The 22,639-nt window shown below is 45.9% G+C and carries 26 protein-coding genes; 5 read left to right on the top strand and 21 right to left on the bottom strand.

The window, feature by feature from the left end; genetic code table 11:
* Position 1: 1 nt before the first annotated feature.
* The 3 genes from csm2 to WAA15_RS16345 are packed head-to-tail and all read right to left on the bottom strand — an operon-like array spanning position 2 to position 2,718.
* Positions 2–406 carry a type III-A CRISPR-associated protein Csm2 gene (csm2, locus tag WAA15_RS16355; RefSeq protein WP_337043880.1) on the bottom strand — a complete coding sequence of 135 codons (405 nt, stop codon included), beginning with the start codon at positions 404–406 and terminating at the stop codon, positions 2–4.
* 4 nt (positions 407–410) lie between these two features.
* Complete coding sequence (gene cas10 / locus WAA15_RS16350; RefSeq protein WP_337043879.1) at positions 411–1,940, bottom strand: type III-A CRISPR-associated protein Cas10/Csm1; 1,530 nt, start codon at positions 1,938–1,940, stop codon at positions 411–413.
* A 4-nt stretch (positions 1,941–1,944) separates the two neighbouring features.
* Positions 1,945–2,718 carry an NARF domain-containing protein gene (locus tag WAA15_RS16345; protein ID WP_337043878.1) on the bottom strand — a complete coding sequence of 258 codons (774 nt, stop codon included), beginning with the start codon at positions 2,716–2,718 and terminating at the stop codon, positions 1,945–1,947.
* Positions 2,719–2,950: 232 nt separating this feature from the next.
* Between WAA15_RS16345 and WAA15_RS16340 the strand changes: the two genes are divergently transcribed.
* Positions 2,951–3,136 carry a hypothetical protein gene (locus WAA15_RS16340; RefSeq protein ID WP_337043877.1) on the top strand — a complete coding sequence of 62 codons (186 nt, stop codon included), beginning with the start codon at positions 2,951–2,953 and terminating at the stop codon, positions 3,134–3,136.
* 92 nt (positions 3,137–3,228) lie between these two features.
* On the opposite strand, the gene WAA15_RS16335 is transcribed toward WAA15_RS16340, so the two are convergent.
* From WAA15_RS16335 to WAA15_RS16295, 9 genes are read right to left on the bottom strand one after another with little or no spacing between them, the layout of a single operon-like run.
* Positions 3,229–3,618 carry a hypothetical protein gene (locus WAA15_RS16335; protein WP_337043876.1) on the bottom strand — a complete coding sequence of 130 codons (390 nt, stop codon included), beginning with the start codon at positions 3,616–3,618 and terminating at the stop codon, positions 3,229–3,231.
* Positions 3,611–4,003, bottom strand: a complete 393-nt coding sequence (locus tag WAA15_RS16330; protein ID WP_337043875.1) for a phage holin family protein — start codon at positions 4,001–4,003, stop codon at positions 3,611–3,613. The genes WAA15_RS16335 and WAA15_RS16330 overlap by 8 nt, the downstream gene beginning before the upstream one ends.
* Positions 3,942–4,817 (bottom strand): N-acetylmuramoyl-L-alanine amidase, encoded by an 876-nt coding sequence (locus WAA15_RS16325; protein ID WP_337043874.1) that lies wholly within the window; start codon positions 4,815–4,817, stop codon positions 3,942–3,944. The genes WAA15_RS16330 and WAA15_RS16325 overlap by 62 nt, the downstream gene beginning before the upstream one ends.
* Positions 4,818–4,847: 30 nt before the next feature.
* Positions 4,848–7,082, bottom strand: a complete 2,235-nt coding sequence (locus WAA15_RS16320) for a beta-galactosidase (RefSeq protein ID WP_337043873.1) — start codon at positions 7,080–7,082, stop codon at positions 4,848–4,850.
* 3 nt (positions 7,083–7,085) lie between these two features.
* A complete protein-coding gene (locus WAA15_RS16315; protein ID WP_337043872.1) occupies positions 7,086–7,490 on the bottom strand; it encodes a hypothetical protein in 405 nt (134 codons plus the stop codon).
* Positions 7,491–7,504: 14 nt separating this feature from the next.
* Positions 7,505–9,550, bottom strand: a complete 2,046-nt coding sequence (locus tag WAA15_RS16310) for a hypothetical protein (protein ID WP_337043871.1) — start codon at positions 9,548–9,550, stop codon at positions 7,505–7,507.
* 7 nt (positions 9,551–9,557) lie between these two features.
* Positions 9,558–10,553, bottom strand: coding sequence for a hypothetical protein (locus tag WAA15_RS16305; protein WP_337043870.1), 996 nt, complete (start codon positions 10,551–10,553; stop codon positions 9,558–9,560).
* 3 nt (positions 10,554–10,556) lie between these two features.
* Entirely contained in the window at positions 10,557–12,794 is a 2,238-nt protein-coding gene (locus WAA15_RS16300) for a hypothetical protein (protein WP_337043869.1), read from the bottom strand.
* Positions 12,779–13,471 (bottom strand): phage tail domain-containing protein, encoded by a 693-nt coding sequence (locus tag WAA15_RS16295; RefSeq protein ID WP_337043868.1) that lies wholly within the window; start codon positions 13,469–13,471, stop codon positions 12,779–12,781. The genes WAA15_RS16300 and WAA15_RS16295 overlap by 16 nt, the downstream gene beginning before the upstream one ends.
* Before the next feature lie 262 nt (positions 13,472–13,733).
* Here WAA15_RS16295 and WAA15_RS16290 point away from each other — a divergent pair, with 262 nt between their 5' ends.
* The 3 genes from WAA15_RS16290 to WAA15_RS16280 all read left to right on the top strand — a co-directional run bounded on the left by WAA15_RS16290 (position 13,734) and on the right by WAA15_RS16280 (position 15,838).
* Positions 13,734–14,252, top strand: a complete 519-nt coding sequence (locus WAA15_RS16290) for a hypothetical protein (RefSeq protein WP_337043867.1) — start codon at positions 13,734–13,736, stop codon at positions 14,250–14,252.
* 230 nt (positions 14,253–14,482) lie between these two features.
* Positions 14,483–14,905: a hypothetical protein gene (locus WAA15_RS16285; RefSeq protein ID WP_337043866.1), complete on the top strand. Its 423-nt coding sequence runs from the start codon at positions 14,483–14,485 to the stop codon at positions 14,903–14,905.
* Between the two features lie 348 nt (positions 14,906–15,253).
* Complete coding sequence (locus WAA15_RS16280; protein WP_337043865.1) at positions 15,254–15,838, top strand: hypothetical protein; 585 nt, start codon at positions 15,254–15,256, stop codon at positions 15,836–15,838.
* A 118-nt stretch (positions 15,839–15,956) separates the two neighbouring features.
* Here WAA15_RS16280 and WAA15_RS16275 read toward each other — a convergent pair whose 3' ends face one another.
* The 9 genes from WAA15_RS16275 to WAA15_RS16235 all read right to left on the bottom strand — a co-directional run bounded on the left by WAA15_RS16275 (position 15,957) and on the right by WAA15_RS16235 (position 21,127).
* A complete protein-coding gene (locus WAA15_RS16275) occupies positions 15,957–16,100 on the bottom strand; it encodes a hypothetical protein (RefSeq protein ID WP_337043864.1) in 144 nt (47 codons plus the stop codon).
* A gap of 95 nt (positions 16,101–16,195) precedes the next feature.
* Positions 16,196–16,702, bottom strand: coding sequence for a hypothetical protein (locus tag WAA15_RS16270; protein WP_337043863.1), 507 nt, complete (start codon positions 16,700–16,702; stop codon positions 16,196–16,198).
* Positions 16,703–16,780: 78 nt separating this feature from the next.
* Positions 16,781–17,299: a hypothetical protein gene (locus WAA15_RS16265; RefSeq protein ID WP_337043862.1), complete on the bottom strand. Its 519-nt coding sequence runs from the start codon at positions 17,297–17,299 to the stop codon at positions 16,781–16,783.
* 10 nt (positions 17,300–17,309) lie between these two features.
* On the bottom strand, positions 17,310–17,720 hold the full coding sequence (locus tag WAA15_RS16260) for a hypothetical protein (protein WP_337043861.1): 411 nt from the start codon (positions 17,718–17,720) through the stop codon (positions 17,310–17,312).
* A gap of 195 nt (positions 17,721–17,915) precedes the next feature.
* A complete protein-coding gene (locus WAA15_RS16255; RefSeq protein WP_337043860.1) occupies positions 17,916–18,230 on the bottom strand; it encodes a hypothetical protein in 315 nt (104 codons plus the stop codon).
* An 8-nt stretch (positions 18,231–18,238) separates the two neighbouring features.
* The gene (locus tag WAA15_RS16250) at positions 18,239–18,565 is read right to left on the bottom strand and encodes a DUF6706 family protein (protein ID WP_337043859.1); all 327 of its coding nucleotides are present in this window, start codon (positions 18,563–18,565) and stop codon (positions 18,239–18,241) included.
* 1 nt (position 18,566) lies between these two features.
* Entirely contained in the window at positions 18,567–19,649 is a 1,083-nt protein-coding gene (locus WAA15_RS16245; protein WP_337043858.1) for a major capsid protein, read from the bottom strand.
* 158 nt (positions 19,650–19,807) lie between these two features.
* The gene (locus WAA15_RS16240) at positions 19,808–20,386 is read right to left on the bottom strand and encodes a hypothetical protein (protein WP_337043857.1); all 579 of its coding nucleotides are present in this window, start codon (positions 20,384–20,386) and stop codon (positions 19,808–19,810) included.
* 15 nt (positions 20,387–20,401) lie between these two features.
* On the bottom strand, positions 20,402–21,127 hold the full coding sequence (locus tag WAA15_RS16235; protein ID WP_337043856.1) for a hypothetical protein: 726 nt from the start codon (positions 21,125–21,127) through the stop codon (positions 20,402–20,404).
* A gap of 226 nt (positions 21,128–21,353) precedes the next feature.
* Between WAA15_RS16235 and WAA15_RS16230 the strand changes: the two genes are divergently transcribed.
* Positions 21,354–21,560, top strand: coding sequence for a hypothetical protein (locus WAA15_RS16230; protein WP_337043855.1), 207 nt, complete (start codon positions 21,354–21,356; stop codon positions 21,558–21,560).
* Positions 21,561–22,639 lie beyond the last annotated feature (1,079 nt).

The following is a 22,639-nucleotide window of genomic DNA, read 5'->3' as shown; positions in this document are numbered from 1 at the left end:
TTTATTGTTTTTTATCGCCGTGAAAAAACTTATGGTAATGTAAGAATGAGGTCATAAAACGTTTTACGCTTTTTTGCTGCTCATTGGTTTGTGCGTGAGCCAGCAAATCAAGAAACTTGTTGATTAGTTCACGGGTGGAATTATTAATCTGCTTAGCTGCTACAAAGGCTATTTTGGGTCTAGCCAATTGGAGTTCCTGCACGTTAGTGGTTTCGTTTATAAGCTCAAATATGACCCTCACCTGACCGTTTGAAAGGTATTTACCATCTTTTTTGACAAAATCTTCCAAGTCATTCATGAAGGGTATTAGTTCCTCATCTTTTAATGATATAGTCAGAATTTTTTCCTGATTATTTTTCAGGAACCATCCTATTTCTTCTTTATTATTTTTTTTGTAGTCGCTCATGGGCTTATTTGGGGTTTCGGGTGGTAAATTCGGCTAGGCGGGCAGCAATAGGCAATACCAGAATTGCGTTTGGTTGCCCCTCTTTTTTTAAGGCTTCATCAAGATATTCTTTATATTTATCTTTTAGAGAATCGGTAAAGTATTTCCCTCTTGAGTTGGGTTTTTCGGCTCTTAACTCATAGATAAATCGGGTAAGAGTGGTAATCTGAAACCTTTTCAACCTGACTTCTTCATATACCAGATGTATTCTTTTCAGGCGGGCAATAATACTTCTTGATATTGTTTTGTTTTTTACAGCTTCTGATATCTCTTTTGTTTCTTTAATTACACATTTCCATTGCTCCCATTCTATGGTATAGTTAAAGATGGTAAGGGCATTTTTTTGGGGATATTTTTTTGCTTTGGCAAGGGCTTCTTCGGCTAAAATGGCAAAACTACTTACCGGAAATGTTGGCGATACAAATACCAACCCTGCTGAAAACGTGAATTTGTTGTTTCCTAAGAATGGCAATGTATGTGCATTAAAAAAGGATTCAAATTCGTCTTGTATCAGGGTTGTAAGGTGTATCATGGCATCCCAAGCACCTATGATGAAGGCGTCGTCGCCTCCTGCAAAAATAACAGAAACGTTGTCCCGATAGGCGGCTGTGCTTTCTGGTAGAGTTTTTTCTGAGATAAGTTTTTTTAGTTTTGTATTGAAGAAAGCCGAAAGCAACTCAGAGAGGTTTTTGTTTTCTTCGATGGTCTTAACTTTATCTCTGATAATTGTACCGAGGCCGTCAAGGTCTAGTTTTAAAATACCGAGGTTATCAGTACCGGTTCTGCTTTTAGCCAATAAACCGAGGTGCTCGAAACTTACTACTTCGTTATGTTCGCCTGTTTCAATATCAGTATCAATTGCAGAAAAAATAGTTTTTAATTCGGCACGCCATTTGGGTACTTGCAAGTTGATTGAATTAATCCAATGCGGATATTTTTGCAAAGTGAATACTTCGTCAAAATGAGTAATTATCTGATTTGTAGGCGTTTGTTTGATAATCTTCTCACCTATTTCTTTACCAAAATCTTCATTATCTTTGATTGTTTTCTCGGGCAAGAACAGTAATGAGTGGGCATCTTGTATGTTACAAAAACGGTTCAATGATTTTTCGAGAGCTTTCTTGTTAAGCATTTGCAGGTTTTCGCCGAAAGTTTTTTCTTCCAGATAGCTCACAGATGTCAGAATTAACATTAAGCCTTTTTCTTTCAGTTCACGAGTTATATTTTTTTCTATATTGGCTAATTGTTCTTTTATTGGTGGGGTGTCTGGTATTAATAAGAAAAAATTACCTCCACCATTATAAATCTCGGTAATCTGATACCCGTCTAGTTTTTTCTTTATATAGACAATTGCGAGGTCGGCCAGTATCTGGACATAGAAAGATTTTCCTTTCAGGGTTTTGGCGGCTCCTTTCGATTTGGTATTAAAAATAAACTCCTGAATACCCGAGAGGTCTCCTTTCACCAGTAATTTATTTTGCGTGTTTTCGGGCATTGGGCTAGTTGTATTTTAAAAGATTCATGATATTGCCGATAATCTGTGAGGGAAACTTTGAACTACTTACATGATATTTAAAACTTTTGGCTAAATCATCTTTAAAGAATTGGCTCCCGAAATAAAAATATTTCACATCGCTTGATGATGTCTTGATGAATTGCTGAATGTGGTCTATATCAATTGGTTCAGTAAAAATGATAAGGTCATAAGATGCCGCATTGATATTCGTATCGAATTTCTGAAACTCGATTGACCTGAAATTATTACTTCGTAGCAAATGTTTGAGGTTGTCGTCTGGAACGCCGTAAGATGTAAAAACCAATATTTTTTTCTTATAAATTTCTACTTCTTTTTTTACTCCTTCGTATATTTTATATAGGTTTTCGCTTTCTTGCCTGATAGCTTCTGCAATCCTATCGTCAACTTTTTTCTTGACTCCCTCAAATAATGTTATGAAGTACCCCGCAAGCAATGTTACTACGATAGTTATAAACCCCAAGACAGGTTGCATATTATCAAAGATACCTTCATAGCTTTTTATTTTTTCATCTGCATCTTTCACGCGCTCCTGAAGGCGGCTTATATCTTCTTTCAAGTATTTTATTTCTCTGAGTTCATTGTCGTACCGACTTATTTTTACGGAGTCTGAATCTCGCTTTTGGGCGGGTGCTTCCGAACATAGTAATACGCAAAGGCACAGCAGCCCCAATGTTTTTACTATTGAAAATACAGGCGTGGGAGTACGCAGTGGGGTTGTGAAAAAGAGTGGTGTCATAGCTTGTATCGGGTTGCCGAAACAGTTGTTTTGTTAAGCGGGGCAATTAAAGTAAAAGCCTGATTCCTTGCAAGTTTTCGGAAAAGTATTTATTTTAAGGTGCTTTTTCAGAACTTTGTAAAAGTTAATTGCAGCGGGGGGCTGTTATAGAGGCTTGTTTTACCCCCACCCCAAACCCAACCTATATGGGTTATCGTATTGTATTTTTTCACGATTTTAAAACCATTGAACCATGATGCCAACGATTGAAATGAGACAAGACCCCGACTCTGGCTGGGCAAAATTTTATATTGTGTTTCAGGACGGAAAGGAAATTATGGTGGATGCCACCGAGGAATTTGTGGTTCTGCGGGTAAAGAATACTTCGATGGAAATAACGCATAAGTTCCCGCAGAGTATTGATATAGCGTTGAGTTAAAAAAAACACACCACCCCAAAGGAGTGGTGGTTTGGTGGTTTCTCCAAATAAACTATTTTCTAAAAGGTTTTTCGCTTACGAAAGGCTTTGCTTCATGGCCCACGCCTCGACCGCCCAGTGCGCTGGCGGTCTGATTGTTTCTGGCATTCGAGCAGGGCGGCTTCGGCTTTCAGGCGGGCTTTGCTGGCGGCCAGAACGGTGTCGCGCATGGGTTTTATCAGCCCTTGCAACAGTTGTATCTGGTCTTGCTTGATGCCCTGTAACTCTAGGGCGTTTTTTTGCTCAATATAGGCTTTGGCGGCTAGCTCTTTATAGCGCGCTACGGAGTCGGCAAGGGTATTTACCTGTACCTGCAAGGCTTTGTTTTGCCGAGCGAAATCATCGCGTTCTCTGATTTTCCTGAATGCCCGCTGCACCCAGACTGTGCCTGCTACCGATGCCACTACCAGCACCAGATACAAGCCTGTTTTGAGTTTATTCATGCTCATGTGGTTCGGGTTTTGGGGCAGCATCAAGGCTCTGGGGAGCTTCGCCACCACTGGCAATAAAGGTTTCTATTTTTCGGGTAACCGATGTGGGCGTTTTAATGCCGTAGGTCTGGGCGAGGTTATCGCGCACAGACAGGAACTCGATGCCGGCAAAGAACAGAATGGTGGTCATCATCGGGATGTTCAGGTAATAGCTATCAATAAACGGCACGCCGTCTTTGATGTTTATCAGGAAGAGCATCATCGTGAAAATCCAGAGGGCTATCAGGAAAATAATGTAGCCCAGGGCTTTTTTAATGGTTTTTTCCCTGAGCAGCTTATAATCGTAAGTATGCGTTTTGCGGGCCAGTTTTACCCCCGTGCAGGTGTCGAGCCCCATGAGGGAAAACAGCATGATAAACAGGATACCATCTACCTGCCATGACTGTACGATGAATTTCAGCAAGGCTGAAAGTAGTGTTAACAATGAAATCATATAAGGATGATTCATTATTTGTTGTTCGAGTTTTATGAGTGTGGATTTCATTTTGGAATACCGATGTGGTTGAACCGTTGGGCGATGTTTGATTTACTTGTTGATTGAATGGGTGTTGACCAGCCAAGTGGACTGTCGAGCGTCGAACCGTTGGGTTGTTGGGTGGCGAAGTATTAGGTACCGAACTGCCGAACGTCAGGCCGCCGAGTATCTGGGCGATGGTTTCGACCAGATACGGAAAGCAGGCATCGTAGTTTTTCATGTCGTTTACATTAGATATAAAACAGACTTCAATCAGTACGTTTTTGCCTTGCGGGCGCATCATGCCTAGTTTTTTATGCTGGCTGTTGCTTTCGCGTTTGATACCCCTGTTTTTTATCATTAACAAACTGGCTATGTTTTCTACGAGCCTTTGTGCCAGATTGAGTTCTTCTGTGGTGGCATCGTCAGGTACAAAAACCTCGCAGCCTGTGGCAGTGGTGCTACCTGCATTAAAGTGCAGGTCACACACTGTGTCGTTTGGCTTTGATAGTTTTTTGATTTCGGCAATAGTCTGGCTCAAATCCCATTCGTCAGCGTCGTTCCAGACTTCAACGCCTTGTTTTTGCAAATGCGCTGTAATGGCATTCCTGAGTTTAATTGTTTCGTCGGCTTCCTTGCGGCCATTAAAGACCGCTCCGGCATCTTTGCGGTGGTGTCCTGCTGTTAAAAATATCATGTGTGTGTGGATTTTTGTGCGGTGGCTGTTTTACGCTGTGCCAGCGTATCGGTTACAGTTTATTTTAATTACGCGTTGGTTAATGTTGGGTTGTGTCATGCTTGCACGGTTAATTCTATACGTGTTTATACTACCAGCACCCACAACGGTGTTGTAATTGATTCGGTCTGGTGCGCCTACGTCGGCGTGGTATACTTCAAATAAACAAGCGGCATCATATACGCTAATTTTAACGTCGTAGTAGCCTCCAGTTGGCCTGATAGGCAACCAGAAACGGCAATCTTCGGTAATGTTGGCAATGTACCTGAACTCAGGGTGGTTGTTGGCATATTTGCCATTTTGCTCGGTATTGCTAACCCCGAAGTTCTGCACCATTTTTACCCATACCGTGCCTGTTTCGTCTATAATCTCGATGGTGCTTTTGGTTTTGTTTCCGGTTGTTTTATAGGTAATGCCGAAAGCGGGTATCAGAAAAGGCACGCAGTAGGTGTTGTAGTCCTGCTGAAAGGGGCTATACGGGCCTGTTTCTGACGCTAGCCGACCATACACGCTGTTTTTCAGGTCGTTTTGTTTCAGAAAATACGTCTGGTTGTCAAAGAGCGACAACGTGGCCGGAAACGAACTATCTGTTGCGTTAATGGTATTGGCATAGATAAGGTTTACCCGTCGGCTATTGCTGCCACCGGCGGCCACCCATTTGTCGATGGCAATGCGCCCGCCGCTTACCAGTATTTCGCCCAGACTCACACCCATGTTGCCTACTGTTACGCGTGCGCCATCGTTGCTTCTCTGAAGCTCCGGTTTCAGGGCGGTTGCGACCGATTGCAGAATGTTGTAGTAAGACCCATGCGACTGCATTCCGATAAACAGCACATCGCGGCAGTTGTTCTGTATGGCGGTGGTTCCGTAGTTTATCATGTTGGCCTGCATCTGGTCGGCGGTGGCGGTTCCGTTGTCGTAGAAATCAATGTGATGGATTTCCGTCATAATCTTGCCCTCATAGTTTTGCAGGTAGTCGAGCGTAATGGCTTTGGTGGTGTCGCGGTAGTCGGCTCCGAACCACGTTTTCAGGCCGTCCGATACGTTGCTCCATCCGGCAACATCCCACGAAATACGGTTGATATTGGCGCGGTCGTTAGGCGATACCCCCCCGAACGACAACACTAATTTACCGTTAGTGCCGTAGGTAGTGTTTGCACTAGCCAGAATGGTGCGCAGGTCTGCGGCTAAATCGTACAGCAGTTTATACAGATACCTGTACCAGTCTTTTCCGCGGTTGCTGGCAAATATATTCTGGAAGTCGTCGAGGGAAGCCTCAAATGGGGCTTTTCCGGTGGTTGGTACTGTCACGTCTGCAAAGTTTCCGTACGATGTTCCCCATGCCGTATTCAAGGCCCCTACGTTGGCATATTGGGTGGGTAGCCAACTTCTGAAGCCGGCAATGGTAGAAGGGCTATACCCCGAAAGCGCAATGTATTGTGGCACAGGGCTATCGGCTCCGGGTGGGTAATACTGGTTTGTGAAATTATACCCGTATTCGTTATGCACCGTAAGCAAGGGCGTAACCCAATTAAGCTGGTTTCCCAAGAGGCTGGCGTATCGGTTTACAACCTTCTGAAAGAAATCTTTCATTATGCCTGTGGCATAGGTATTGGCTAGCGACGGATGCCCCGACCCATACGCAATTCGTATCGGGTAGCCCCATTCGTCTTTTTCGTTGTTGTCTAGCCCCCAGAAATCGGCCACGTAGTTGTCGTCTACGTCAATACATACAAACAAGCTCACCTTTGCGCCTGTGTTTTTGGCATGAGTTACAAGGCCGTCTAACTCGGCAAAGTAGGTATTAAAATTGGCGGTGTCGGTCTGCTGGGTATAGCTTTTAAAAATATTGTTGTAAAAAACGGGTATCAGCACATTGGTAGCCCCTATGTTGTTTACCCAGTCGGTGATGCAGTTTTTGGCCTCAATAATGTTTTCCGACGGGTAGTTGTACATATAGCTAATGTATTTTTCGCTACTCCAGTTGTCTGTCAGCAAGGTATACCCCGCCGGATAATTGGCCAGTGCGGCGGTGTCGGTGGCATAATAGCCGTTCAGAGAATTGGCGCGCATATCGGTAATGTTTCCGCTGCGGTTGGTGGGCATCCAATACCATTGCTCGCCCACGGCGTTGGTTTTGCTGAGAACCTTGCGGTAATACAAACCGCAGTATAACCCCGAATTGCTTAATACAAAGTTTTTGAAAACAGGCTTGGTAATGGCCATTGCTTATTTTTTTAAAAGGTTTTTGAGAGATAAAAACAAAATGGCACTTCTGGCAATGCTCAGGCCATCTTTATTGATGCGCCTGTCCAGATGCTCGGCGGCGGTTGGCAGTCGGGTCAGGTCAATGGGCTGAAACGTGCCGTTAAATTCCTGCGCCAGATAAGCGGCGTAAGAGGCTTCGCCTTCGGCCATGATTCCCTCAATTTCTGTTTCGCTTACTTGCTGTGCGGCTTTGGCTGTATCTATTTTTTTTCTGGTTATTTCCGAAATACTGTTCAGCTTGTCTTTTATGGGAAGTGTTTTTCTGACTTCATCTAATAGTTCAAGCGAATAAGAGAGGTCTACGCCTGTCATACTCAGAATAATTTCGTAATTGTCGGCAATTAATAAAGCTTCGTTGTTTGTCATAATTATTGGTTGTTTTATGCAGCTACTAAAGTGAGTTTAAATTTGTTGTGGGGGCCACCCACGAAACTAACAGCAAACTTGGCGTATCCGCCCGATAGAATACTGGCATTCTGCACGTCTATAATTACGCCATCAATGCAAACGCCTGTTTCTTCGCCATAGCCAGGTAGCCTCCTGTTACTTATAAGTTCGAGGTATTTGTCTGCACCGATAATAATACTGCCCTGCGACTGTATATTTAGCGCAGGGGTATCATTCGAATACATTCTTGCTGTATACTGCGAATCAGTTTTTCTATTCCAGAAAATTTTCTGGTAGTCTGGCAGATAAATATCGTTACTTACGCTTCCGCCGTTCCAGATACCGCTGCCGCTACCACCACCCGAACCAAGCATATCGACCGTAGCCAGACGTGACCGTGTGCCGTCGAGGCGCAGGTGATACAGATACCCGTCGGTATCAAGCTGGATACCGTATTCTTTGGTGCTACTGGTTCCGTCGAACAGATACCCATGCAGCCCCAGCGAAATACCCGAATCGGGGTTGGTATACAGAAACGATTCTATGTAGTTATAGTCAACATCGCCGTACATGAAAAGCCCGCGTTCGCCGTTGTTGCTGATGTATTTTACCAGACTGGCGTTGTCTGACAAATCGGCGGTGCTGAGGGTAGCCCAAGTATTGGCCGAACCATTGTATTTTACAACCTGCCCGCTTGAGGCACTTGCGGTTGGGGCTGCCAATTTCAAATCGGCGTAGGTTTTGTTTACCAGATGGCTGCCTGTGGTGGGGGCGGTTGCCAGAATAGCGTTTGCATCAAACGTAACATTGCCACTGAAATGCCCTGTGCCGTTTACGTCGAACTTGTAGGTGCTGCTGTTAGTGCCTATCCAGACATTGCCCGCCAGATAGTTGTTGGCCGTGCCAAGCATATACAAATTCCAGCGGCCTGTACCGGCATTCATTTCGCTTATAAAGGCGTAGTTGTTGGTGCCTACTGCAAGCGTGCTTTCTACATGGTAGCCATACACATTTGTTATGCTGCTGCTTGCGCCAATGATTCCTAGCCCTATGCTGAATAATTTTGCATATTGAAGCGTAAAAGATGCGGCCTGCGTATTTAGCTGAGTATAGTTATAAATGGCTTGCGTGGTAACATCAGCTTGTATTGCTCCCCCGTTCAGTACTCCGAAATAAGTAGCTCCGCCGGAAAGTTTTTTGTTGATTACTAATGATGAAACATCCGATACGGTTCCGACTGCAATATTTGAAGCAAAAGTAACATTACCTGTAAACCTTCCGGTTCCGTTTACATCGAGCAAATAAGCCGGAAGATTTGTGCCAAGCCCCAAGCGGCCATCGCCGCGCAGGCGCATCAATTCAACGTTATTGACAAACCACTTATGACCGTAGGCATTGCCGTTTCCGACTCCAGAACGATACGTCAAATAACCCTCGGTATAGGCAGGCCCAAAGCCAATACCGTAGGCAGGTAACCCGCCTGAGGTATATCCTTGCGCGAAATTAAGCCCTACCGTTTCATTGTTATTATCCCAGAAAAGTGCGAAGCTCAGTTTTGAACTGGCGGCGGTTCCGCCAATTGCAACGTTGCCGCCTCCGGTTTCATACAAAACACTGTTGCCGTGGCTTACAGTGCCTGTGTATTTGCTTAGGTAGCCCGATGTGCCGCTGCCGCTGATTTTGGCATCGAGCAGGGTTTGCAGGTTTGTAACTCCTGATACTGGCAGGGCGGGAATATCGCCCGCTACCAGCGCACGGAAGGCCGGAGTGCCGTTTCCGCCCACGCCGGGTGCTGCAAACACATGATTCTGAGGCTTTGTACTATTAAAGTTCGGAAACTGAGTATTCAGGTAGGTCATATCTGCCCCGATAACAACATTGCCCGTGCCGGTGTCGGCTCCTGTGCTGCTGCTGATACTGAGGCCGTCGCCTACGGCCAGTCGGGTAATAACAGCTTTGCCTGCGGTGGCGGTGTTGAGGTCGTCGCGGGTGATTGACCCATCTGATACCTGTGTTCCTTTGACGTTTGTCCTTGCCATTTACTTGTTATTTGAAATACGAAACCACTATTTTGTCGTCGGTGGCGGGGGCTACGGCCATAGTAATGTTAAGCCCCGAAATGGTGTAATCGTTACCTACGCCTGGTTCTTGCAGCACCCCGTTCAGGAATAATTCTTCTGAACCCGTTACGGGCGTGTAGGCCAGTGTAAAGGTAAAATTGCTGCCATTTTTAGTGCCTGCGGGGGTTTCGCGGGTGACACGGTTGCTCATGTTGAGGTAACTCTGGTTGCTTGCCCCCGTTATGCGCCCGTAGGCATCAAAGGTTATGCCCTGAATGGTTCCGGCGGTTACGCCTGTGGTGGCGAGGTCGATGCTGTCGGAGTTAACCACAATGCGGCCCGTATTGGCCGAAACCACATCGAGTTGGTTGCCTGATTTGGTAAGCCCCGCCCCTGCCACAATTTGCCCACCGCCCGAAAACTGTGTCCAGTTAATAGCCGTTGAGCCAATGGTAATGGCCCCGTCGGTCGAAAGAACCCAGCCCGAATCGGCGTTGGTAGAGCCTTCGGTTACGAATACGTAGCTTCCGGCTTTTAGCTCTCCGGCGGTGTCGGCATCGGCTGCGCGGCTCCATCCACCCGAAGCACATACATAAATGCCGTTGTCGGAGGCGGTGGTCTGGTTTTTAACCAGCACCCTGTCGCCGGCCACAACCGAAACGCCGTCGATGGTTTGTGTACCCGAAAGCGTAATGCTAACGGTAGTAGCTACACGCACACTCTCTTTACCCGATAAACCCGCCTGTGTGTTCTGAATATCGATGAGCCTTGCGGCATCGTTGGCACTTACGGGTGCAGCCAGATTAGTGATTTTCCGTGTACCCATGTCGAGGTCTCCGGTAAAGGCTACGCTGCCGTCTTTCTTGATGAAGTTGGCACCATCGGCCAGTTTGCTGGTGGCTATGGCTGCGCCAGAGGCGATGTCTGAATTGTCGATGGCGAGGTTTTCAATCTGCCGTTTTTTGATTTTTGAAGTTGCCATTTGTTATTGCTTTATGAAGTCGGTTATTAGTGTGTCGTTGGTGTCGGGTGCTAGGGCAAAAGTAATTTCGTGGCTGCCGGTTTCGGTGTAATCGGCTCCTTCGCCCTTGAACTGCCTTACACCGTTGAGATAGACCCGCGTTGAGCCTGCCACAAAGTTGTCAGAGGTCTGAAACACCTTGTTTGTTCCGTCCAATAATCCAATCAGGCCATAATCGGTTCTGAAATAGCTTGAGTCAGGTTTAAAATTATCGGGTTTGTTGCTGAGGTCGCCCCACTCGTTGATAACAATGTTCTGGTCTGGGAACGTGTACGAGCGGTTGTCGGTGTTTTCGGCAATCAGGAAATCGCCCGTGAAATTGCTGGTGTTTCTGAGCTTGAAATTACCTTTTACTTCGGTGGTTGAGGCATCAGAGCCAAGCGTATTATTGCCCTCAGATTTAAGCCCTTTGTCGGTTGTCCATTGGGCTTGTGTGTTATCAAGCTGAAAGAAACCGATTTCGTCGTTTGCCTGATTACGCACCGAAATCCCGACGGGGTTTTCTGCTGTTTCATAAAAACTCATCAAGCCTGCTTGCAGGGCAAACTCGCCGTAGAGTTTGGTTTCGCTGCCGCTGTTACCAATAGACACCTGCTGGGCGTTGCTTCCGATGGGCAACTGAGGCGTATTGTTTACATACTCAGGAATTTCGGCTATTATCTGCGTGTGGCTCCGCCAGTCGGTTTTAGCCTTTACGGGGTCTTCGAGGCCATTGAATCTCAGCACGTTATGAATAACCTTGTTCTGCACGAAAATCCGGCGGATGAGGCTCGTCTGTGGCGACTCCTGAATGGTGAGCGTGTACTGATACGGCCGCAGCAGGTTACGGGTAAACTCGGTGATTTTAATGCGGGAATCAATCATTAAATCATCATCCTGAATCTTCACGGTGTCGCCTACTTCAAAAACATTGGTTGCCGTGGTTAACGATTTCAGGTAAAACTCGTCAATTTCGAGGCTATACTTCACGGTAGGCACAGCGCGGGTGTTCAGAAACTCGATGGCTTTGGCTTCGAGGGTGTTTTCGGCATTGAGTACATAAACGGGCGGCATCGTGATGTCCAGAATGACGTAGGTATCGCCCGTTTGTATCTGAAAGGCAAGCTCGGTGGCCGAGGGCATTTCGAGCCCTTTGGCATCTTTGTTGGGCTTGATGGTAAAGGTGCGGCTGCTGTGTTGGTAGTCTTCGACTTCAAATTCATAGCCCGCCAGATTGCCCGAATTAAACCTGATTTTGGCGGCATTGCCTGCTATCAGGTACAGGGTGTTGCCGGCGGTGTCTTTCTCCTTGAGGTCGAAATCCATGGCCGCATCTACAAACTGCCGCCGGTTGGCTTCCACAATGCCCGATACCGTGCCTACACGGTGGGGGTAGATGTCGTCGAAGGTAACGCTGCCCTCGAATGTGCCATAACTGGTAATTGAGTCGATGTCCAGAATGGGCATATCAGGCCCTGCGCCTACACGCAGGCGCGGGGTATAGTTTTTATAATTGGCGGGCAGGTTTTTATCGCTCCCGTAGGCCCAAAGGGTGTTGATGATATTCTGGGAGTCGACGTTCTCGCGGGCTAACTGGTATAAACCCTTACCCTGCCCATACCTGAACGTAAAATCATGCGGCACGCCTACGTTTCTGATGTGGAGTTTGTTCTGAGGGGCTCCTTCCTGAAACACAAACTGGTACTGGTATTCTTCGCAAAGCCGCTGGAGTACGGCCAGACAGTTTTCGTTATTAAAAACCAGATTTTTGGTGGCTGTGCCTGTCGGGAAATCGCCCAAAGCCCATGTGTCTTCGCCGAAAATACGGTTCAGGTTGTTGATGAGTACGTTCAGGAACATTTCCAGATTTCCGGTAAGGGTAAAATCAGCCGATGTATTGAACGTGCTGGGGTCGGTGTTGCGGTAGGCCACCCGCAGGAGGTCGTACTGCAAGCCTTCAAACACGAGTTCGTACTGGTATTTGCGCTCACCGAGGCGGCTTACTTTGGGTAACTGGTTGAGCCGATACCTTGAAAGCCCGGGTAGCTGGATGTAATTGCCAATGGCAAAGTTTCTGACCGTTGCCGACTCGACGGTCATGTTTATTACGTCTTCGCCCAATAGCACTTTTTTGTGTTCGATACTGGTAATGACACTTACGTGGTTGTGGCTATTGATGGGTTCAGCAACAAAGGGCGAACTGTAAATTAGTATTTGCTCCATACGATTTCAGTGTTTGGGCCCGAAAACCCCGTAATGTTTTCAATGACACCGCAAAACAGCACATAATAAGTGCCTGCGACTGCATAGGTATGTGATTTGGTGAGGTTCAGGCCGAGTGCGTTCAGGGTCGAGGAGCCATCGCCCCAGTAAATGTCTATCGGGTTTTGGGTATGGAACTCAAGCTCAATTTCCTGTTCTGGCTCTGTGGTGGTGGTTTTCAGGAGCATCTTAACTGGCGAAGGCTCAACGAGTTTCAGCGTAAAAGTGCCGAACATCTCTTGTGTGTGCCATTGTTTTTCAAAGGCAATGCCCTCTGGCAGATACACCATGTAAATGAGGGGTTTGTTGGCAATGACGAGTTCGAGCTTACGCAAGCGGGGTTTCTGAAAAACCTCGATAAAGGCGCGGGCTTTCTGGAAGAAATCGAGCTTGCCGGAAGCCCTCATGAAGCATTCGAGTTCAATTTCGCGGGCGTTGTAGCGTGGTGCGCTCAGGTCAACTACTGTGCCGTGGCTACCGGGCCAATCGACGGTTTGTGGTTCTTTGAGCGAGGGCATATCAACGATGCCTTTTGAGGCACTCACATATACGCCGTAATGAAGGAAATCGACTCCATCAATTTTATACAACAGGGCAGCTTCTACACCTGTGGTTTCAGTGAAAGTTTCTTCGGGCATTGTGTGGATAATGGTTATGCAAATATAATATTTATACTTATAATATAAGTATAAATTAAGAATTTTTTTTTTGAGGGGTGAAGGGGGGGGATGCTGAAAGCATATTTAATAATAAAGCAAGACCAAAAAAATAGCCTTTAAATAAAAATTGATAATGATTGAATGCTTTTAACGCATAAAGTAGTAAGATTGAGAAAAAAACAGTGCCAGTAATAATATTAAAGACCGACGTTGGTTTGTAATCAAGTTTAACTTTTTTTATATGAATGAAATAGATTTTAGTACCTTAATGTGGCTTGTTGGTCTAGCCTCTATCGACTTATACGCAGTTATCTGTGTTATCTCGTTTTCTTTGTATTTTAACCTGATTAGTGGTATCCCTACTTTTTTTCATCCGCTTGGCTCTTTATCATGCCTGATAATATTTGGCATTATTTACATTGTTGAGCATTTTGTTGAGAAAATACCCGGAGCAGCTATTGCCTGGAACTGGTTCCATGCCATCGCAAAGCCTATAACTGTACTTATACTGGTGCTGATACTCGCCTTTGAGATGGATTCTTTCAAAATAGGTTTGTATGCCATACCAGCATTAATTCTTTCGGTGATTATCAGCGTACTTGATGGAAAAATTTGGACAATTCTGGGGGCTATTCCGGTAGTACCTATTTTTGTGACCATCATTGAAGATATTATCGTAGGTTTAATGGTTATCAAAAAGATAGCTCCTCATGCCAAAGTTGCAGCATTAAAGGCAAGTTCATTTATATTTATTTCATAGCAAACGAGGGTAGAGGCTAAGCCTTTACCCTGTTTCTTTCAGAATACTGGTAGCTATTTGTTTAAACCCCACGTTCAGCATTTTGTAATGCCCCTACCCCATTACTCTAAGGCATATATTTTTAGTCATTAACAAAGCCAACAAAAATTCCGCAAAATAAAACACCCTTTGTGAGTTTGCCCCGCGCCATTCGGCATATTTCAGTATCTTTGTTAAAATACTTTGTTGTTATGGTTTATAGAGCTTTGTTTCATGTGTGCTTTGTGGTGGTGGTGTTTGTGCTGGCGGCTATTATCAGTATGGCTGCGTATACTGCCTTTATGGGTAGCCTGACGGTGGCTTTCCTGTGGGCCTTCGGGGTGCTGGAGGCGGTGCATCTGGGCTTGGTGCTGCGTGGGCAGTTCAGGCACAAAAACAGGGCGTTGCTTATTAATAACCTGCTTTTTGTGTTGCTGCTGGGGGTGTCGGGCTATGTGGTGTATTTTTATGCGAATCTGAACTCATGGCGCGACCCCGTCGAAAACACCATTGTTTTCAGAACATTCGCCTATTTTTTTGATAATATCTTTCTTATTAATCTGGGTATTTTTATTGGTAATTTCTGGTTTCTGTGCCGTAATCTGCTGCTGTGGAGTTTTAGGGCGGGGAATTAAAAGCATGATTTCTGGATAGACGGTTTATGCTTTGCCTGAAAATATCATATCTGCCACTATTAATATGCCATGCCTGAGAGGGGATTTGGCAAGTTATACACTCAAGAGGTGTCCGTATAATAAATAATTTTGCACTTTTGTAAAAATATTTATTCCTTTACTAAAACCATTATAGAAGCCCGGGTCTATCGAGATAGGTAAGATTTATTATTTGCTAACCTACTCATACGTAGAAATCGAATATGAGTAGAAAAAAGCATCTGTTGCCATAGCGACGGTATGTTAACTTATTTAAATAAACAACAATCTTATTTATATAAAACATTCACTTTTAAAACAGATAAGTATATGGATACGTCAATTTTAGATAATTACGAATCTTATGAATATATTAAAAACATTAAGGGTCATTTAGACGAGGAATATTTAAAAGTCTCTCTAGACTTTTTTATTATGTTTTCAAGATTTGAGTACGCACTAAAAACTTTGCCTCTATTTTCTAAGGAAAAAGAAACAGATTATGGAAAATATTCAGAAGCTAACTGGACAGAATTTACCAAAGAGCTAGCAAAATCAGGAAAAATTGATTATTCAAAACCCGAAAAACTAAAAATAGCAAAAGATTACCTTATTAATAATCCACCTTATAAATTGCTCTTTAGTAAAGTAACAAATAAATTAGAGCCAGAAGAAAATAAAGTAAACGCTAATTATTCTGAAACTAAAAAACTTAGAGAGCATATAAAGTTAATCAGAAATAATTTATTTCATGGAGGAAAATATACAGATAACATGATTGAAGGGAGCAAGGAAAATAAGGAGGCTGTTAAGCGCAATATTCTTCTAATTAAATCTGCGATGATAGTATTGGATAACTGGTTAGATCTATGTAGTGAAAATAGTGGCATCAAAGAACGATTTAATAATATTTGATAGCCAATGGCCATACATGACTAAATACCCGTTCTTACCGATACTTAATTTCTTGTAAGACGCATATTTTGTGTTGGCACTTTTTCCCACAAAAAAAAGCAGGTTGCCCTGCTTTTGGTTACTTGCCGTTTAGGCCCTCAAAATAAGATAGCATTTCTTGTGCGTTCTGGTTGGTTAGCTTCTGGGCGTGTTTCAGATTACGGGCTTTGCCGCTAGGGCGGGTATCGGTGTCGTAATGATACTGGGGCGCATCGGCTAGCATCCGCTGAACTACCCCCCACGGAATCTCCCAGAGTAAATACTGGTAGCTCCAATGAAAATGCGCACAGATGGCTCCGCGTGAACCATACGGGCTGTTTAGTCCGCTGGTGTTGTTTTCTTCTCTACCTGACTCGGAGCGGTTGTCCTGATGGCGGACATCAATCTGATAGAGCTGATAAAATCCCCCAGATTAGAGAGTTGATTCAAATAAAAAGCCACCTGAACGAGCCTTGAGGGTTGTATGCGCCACAGAAAATAGTTGGCCAGCAAGCCCGAAAATAGTTTGATTTTCCATTGCGAATTAAGCACCGCAATGGCTATGGCTAATGCACATTTCCGTGCCGACTCGGCCGAAATCCGCTTGGCTTCGCGCAGGGGGTCGGCGGCAATGGCGGCTTCGTCGAGCGGCAGGCTCAGGAAAATCCTGCTGATAATATCGAGTGTGCCGAGGTAAAGCTGGTGTATCACGAAGGTGCGCTGGCGGGTTCTGGAAAAATATTTCAGCGGGCTGCGCATAGGCACCTCAAACGAAATACCGCGGTTAATTAGCACATCGGCCTCGTTTTGCTCGGCCCTCAGGGCATCAAATAGTTTTTCTATCATTGGAGGGGGGTATTATTGGAGATTTAATGAATGAAAAAGCCCGTGTTTCAGGGCTTTTTCGGGTAAAAAATCAGGTTATCAGGCTCCTTCGCCTGCCACCAATGAGAGTATCATGGGCGGAGTACCGGCTTTTTCGGGTTGTAGCACCGTAATGCTTACTTCCACTTTCAGGGTGTCGGCGCGGCCAAACTGCCCCGTGAATCGGGCCGTAATTTTACCTCTCGGAATCCTGAAAACGATTCCTTCTTTGGGTGTAATCTTCACCGACTTCTCGAGGTTTACGGCATTGCCCGGGTAATTCCATGTGGCGGCTGTGCCAGTGCCGGTAATAGCCCCGCCAAAGACATCAACGCATTGTTGCAAGTCGGGGGCTGCCAACTGAAAGGTAATGGTGGTGAGGCCGGCTTTCAGGGCGGTATGCACGGGCGAGTCTGATTCCTCTACGTAAAACTCGGTTACTTCCGGCTCGGCGGTTTCGATGGTGCATGAGCCTTCGGCGGTTTGCCCGATAACGGCAAGCTCTGTACCCATGCCTTTGTCGGTGGCGATGTCGCCGATTTCAATTTTTGATAAACCAATTGTGATTAATTTTGCCATTGTTTTATGGTTACATTGTGTTGTCGATACGAAATTCAATTCTGAAACTGAGCCTTGTTTGTTTGAGGTCAGGCTCGTCGGAATCGTCCTGACGCGAAGTCCAGAGCGAATAATAACTGCCGTAGGCTTCCCGCAGTACCTCCTGCGCCACAGCCAGAATGGCCTTTACGCGCGCAGTATCTTTGATGCTCTGCTGTTGCCCCCCGATGTTTTGAAAGACCTTCGGCACGTATATATTGACGGTGGCGGCTCCGGGCTGGAGGGTTCCTTCGCCAATAAACAAACTATTGATGACGATGTCTTCTGCCGATGAATCAAGGGGGCGTTCGCCCTTGTAAATGCCTCCTTTAATAAGGCTACTGAGGGCAGAGTTCTGAATCAACTCATACAGGATGTTGTCTTGGTCTGAAGTGGTTTTCATCTGGTTGTCAATTATAACGTGTTTTTTTCTTCTGAAATAGCCTATGGTTGGCAGGTTTCTGCGGTGCAATACCGCCTTGAACCTCTGTGGCCTTCTTCTCCGAATTGGGCCCGGTGGTCTTTCTGGCATCTGAGGTATTTTTTTCTTTTTACTGTTGCTTAATAGTGTGCCTGCTGGTGGTGCGCCCTGTGTTTATCAAAGCCATATTCTGGTATGGAAGTAGTCATGAGCGCAGTAAATAACCTCTGCTTCGAGCCTTATGTGTTGGGTAGTGTCAAGCACCCTGAGGCGGTCGCCGGCATATACAGGCCAGTTGCCCGACGGGCATTGTATCAGGTGCGTTGCCTTGAGGTAGGTTCCATCTGCCCGATGAAACGCCTCTTGCCGGCTGTTTTCGTTGCGGCATTGGCACACATCAACCCATTGGGGTGCGCCCGATTCAAAATCGCCTGTGGCATTCTGCAATGCCTCCGGCCGAACCAGCTTCTGTAATTGATAAGGATACTGCATAATTTTTGTTACCAGAGATATGATTTGTTTCGGACACGCGGCTGGGCTGGCGTAAGGGCATCGGGCTGGTTTAATTGCTCGCTCAGCAAGCGGTAATAAGCCAGTATCCCCTCGCGGTCATAACTGATACTGAACCCCCCTTCTGTTACGCCTGACACCACCAGTAATTCTGGAATAAACGCGTGTAAGGCTTGCTCGGCTTTCCGCTGACCCTCACCCGTATACGTTTCTTCCGAAGCTATTCCGTTTTTCAACAGCAAGGCTTGCAGGTGGTCGGTGCTGAGTGTCACACCGAACTTCAACAGTTTACTTTTTATGTAGTCAGCAACGAGCATCTTATTTTGTCCAGCTAGTGTTTAAACCATCAACCAACCACTTTGCGTTTGCGCTGTTAAGCACCGGAAACGCATTGGCCATAGCCAGACAGGTCTCTACGAGTGGCTCTTCGCTGGCAAAGCGTTTAATAAGCACGTGTTCGCGTTTTACTTTCAGGGCGTTGGCGGTTTCAACGTCTTCGTCGGCCAGGCGCGTGTGGGCGGTGTCGCCCAGCGTTGGGTTTTCCGAGAAAAGCATTACGCCGTTTTCCCACGGGCTTACGTGCGTGCGCTCGCCTCTGATTTCGATGTCGATGAAACTCTCCACCACGCCTATTACGGGCAGCCCCTGCCCTTTCAGTGCGGTGTTAAGGGTGCTAAGGGTTGAGGTCTGGGCAAAGTTGTTGGTCTGGATAACCCACGGAGCCACAAACTCGAGGGTTTCGGCTGAGGCCAGAATGGCATCGGCCATAGGCTGGTCGGTAAAGATATAGTTCAGCCTTTTGCCTTTCAGTTTGGCGGCCTGCACTACTTCTCTGATTTTGCTGATAGGCTTTGAAGTAGCGGCGTTTTCGACGGTAATGCTTACGCTCACGCCCGATTTGTTGGCGGCCGGAATCAGGAAGTCAACGGCGGCGTCGGTCACGATGCCCTCATTGTTGGTGTTCGATAACACCACCTTGCCTGTTGAGGCAGCCCGCAGCGCGAGCCATTCCAGACGCGCATTTACGGCCTTGAAGCAGAAGGCTTGGTCTTCCCATATCCAGTTCAGGAGTTCTTTTCTGGCGGCATCGTCGTTATAGCGTTTCAGAATGTAGTACTCGTTCATCTGGCTTTCGGTCTTTTCACGGGCTACGCCTATTTTCGGGATACTCCCGCTTAGTTTCGACACCACCTCGCGTCTTTTACGAGGTGCGCGCGAATCCCACGAGATTACGTCACCCGCTACCGGCGCGCCGAAATCGCCCTCGAGCGACTCCCACTTCAGAGAGGTAACGAATTTAAGCGGGAAGAGCGTCGGGAAGTAGAAGTCGGCCAGTGTGTACTCGTTGGCCACTGCTTGCATATCTTTTTCGCTAAGTCCGCTGATTAATGATTTTATCATTGTTTAATGCAATTTGAATGAAAAATTTACTGCTGTGCCTGTATCAACGGCACCTTGTTTTGGCTTGTTGCCTGTGTTGCCCCTTCTGCCGGCCATGCTGCCCCACACAGCGGGCGCGGCTACAAAGCAATACAGGTATGTTGCTTGCAGGGCCTTTTTTATGCCCACAGAATATGCGGCAAGGCGGCCTTTATTTGCGCGGTGGCCACAGGTGCATTGGCTTCAATAAGGGTGGCTCTGAGGTAGGCATCAACTACCGTGCTACCGCCCGACTGAATTTTAACTGCACGCCCCGTAACGGCCAGTGGCGTAATTCTGAACGCCGATGTGTTTGAACTGGCCTCGGCAGCGGCCTGAAAAACACCCCCATACTGGGCAATGGCTACGCCTAGCGTAGTGCCTACACTCAGGGTGTCGTAGGAGTCGTTACTGGTGTTGATGGCCGTAATGGCATACGCCTTTGCGCCTGTTTGGGCGGCAATGAAATCGCCCACCTTAAAGCCGTGGCCTTTCAGCACCAGATAGTCGGTGGCCGAGTTAGTGGCTGCCGTATGCAGTTTGGCGGTTTTCAGTACGTGGTAAAGGCCGTTGTTGTCTTTGCCAATTACGGTTCCGGCAGGCACAAGGTAGCCATCGGTCAAATCGGCACTGGCTAGCGTAACACCGCCGAGGATATCCTCCAGCCTTGTGGCAAACACCAGTTTATCGGCCATTTCGCTTTTCCGAAAGTTTTGCATACTTGATTGTGTGAATTAAGAATTAAAAATTGATTTTCCGGTGGTTCTGGTAGGCACACCGGCTGGCTCAATGCCGGCACTAAACACCTGCTTGCCTACCGGAGCCGCTTTGCCATCGTGCTGGGCTTTGCGGGCCTCAATATAGGTTTGGGTGTCGGCCGAAACGCCGCCTTTGTTTGTCCGGCCTACTATCGGTTTCGGAAACCTCCCCGCCCCTTGTTCGCCTGCTTGCTGCCTGATTTCCTCCAGACTGGCTTCGAGTTCGGTTTTGTAGTGTTCAAACTCGGTGTCATCCTTGAAGGTAATGAGGTCAAAATCCTTGAGCTTCATTTGTCTGAACCACTCAGGGGTCTCTTTCAGCAGGTTTTCAAGTGTCGCTCTGCGCGTTTCAAGTGCCTTGCCCGACTCCAGCACACTTACTTTAGCCAGTAAGTTGCGGTTGCTTTCGAGCAGTTCCTGCGCCCACAGCGGGAGTTGTTCATCATGCCCCAGATTAGCCCTGCGTGCATCCGTTTCTTTGTCGGCTTTTTGTCGGGTAATGGCATCGGTTACCCGTTTGTCGGCATCGCCCTGAAATGCCTTCAGCAGCGGTTCAACCCCTTCGATGGCGGTGTCAATTTCGCTTTCCTCTGTAATGCCCGTTTCCAGCCATGTGGCTACGGCCTCGAAAGCCTTTTCGCTAAACCCCAGATTCTTGTATCTGGTTTTAAGCGTTTGCAGAATTTTCCCCTTTAACAACATAAGGTGTAATGTGTGGATTCTAAAGTTGTATGATGATGTAGCAAAGGTAAAAAGAAAAAATTTATACTTACTGCATAAGCCTCAAAAAAAACAGCTACCTTTGCTAATACGCCCACTAGCTAGGGTTTGGTGTTTTTTGGCCGAAAACCACAGCCACCACCTACCCCAAAATTGCCCAATACCCACAAGCACCAACCAGAGGCACAACAAAATAAAATAATAATCTATGCGACACAAACGAGACGTAATTTACCAACTGATGTTCAAAAACGGCAAACCGACCGAATTTTACCGCACCCTGAAAAACATTTATACTTACCACACCCGCGACGAAATCGGTTGCCTTGTGGGGCATCTCTACGAAGCGGGCATTGCCCCTGCCACACCCTTTGAAAACAAGCGGGTAAAAATAAACGTGGTCGAAATCCGCTAAACGCGCCGCCACCGTCAAGCTCCCGACAAGGGATTTTTAATTCTTTTTAAAATTTTCAATTATTTTTGAAAATATTGAAACCCCCTCTTTCCATAAAAAGCACGCGCGCCTGCAAGCAAACTGAGCAATGGGCTGCATCTCTACGAAGCGGGCATTACCCCTGCCACACCTTTTGAAAACAAGCGGGTAAAAATAAACGTGGTCGAAATCCGCTAAACGCGCCGCCACCGTCAAGCTCCCGACAAGGGATTTTTAATTCTTTTTAAAATTTTCAATTATTTTTGAAAATATTGAAAACCCCCTCTTTCCATAAAAAGCTCGCGCGCCTGCAAGCAAACTGAGCGATGGGCTTTTTTGAAAAAAATTTTTCAGAAAAAAATTCAAAAAATTTCACGCGCTTGTAGTAGTAGAAAAAAGTTTAATTTCTTCTGGTTTCCTTTCTTTTAATTAGAGGGTATGCCTTAGGTTATAGTTTAGGTGTTAGTTTAGGTATCAGAAAAGCTGTCAATTTTTAACACCTTTTCTGACACCTTTTTTTCTTGGTCTCAGTTTTTTGATACCTAAAATGCCTTTAGATAGCCGTTTCCCTCTCAATTTTTGATACCTTTTCTGATACCTTTTTTTCTTGGTCTCAGTTTTTTAATACCTAAAATGCCTTTAGATACTGGTTTTCCCTCTCAATTTTTGATACCTTTTCTGACACCTTTTTTTTCTTGGTATCAGTTTTTTAACACCTAAAATGCCTTTAGATAGCCGTTTCCCTCTCAATTTTTGATACCTTTTCTGACACCTTTTGGTATTGCCGTCAGCCTTTAACACCTAAAATGCCTTTAGATAGCCGTTTCCCTCTCAATTTTTAACACCTTTTTTTTCTTGGTCTCAGTTTTTTGACACCTAAAATGCCTTTAGATACTGGTTTTCCCTCTCAATTTTTGATACCTTTTCTGATACCTTTCGGTATTGCCATCAGCCTTTGACACCTAAAATGCCTTTAGATAGCCGTTTCCCTCTCAATTTTTGATACCTTTTTCTGGCGTAGCTTGTGCATAATACCCAAAGCCAACGGTCTCTACTCTTGT

Source organism: Emticicia sp. 17c (assembly GCF_037153985.1).
In the GTDB taxonomy this organism is placed as follows: domain Bacteria; phylum Bacteroidota; class Bacteroidia; order Cytophagales; family Spirosomataceae; genus Emticicia.
The sequence above is the reverse complement of the archived record's forward strand: the minus strand, read 5'-3'. Positions and strand labels throughout refer to the sequence as shown.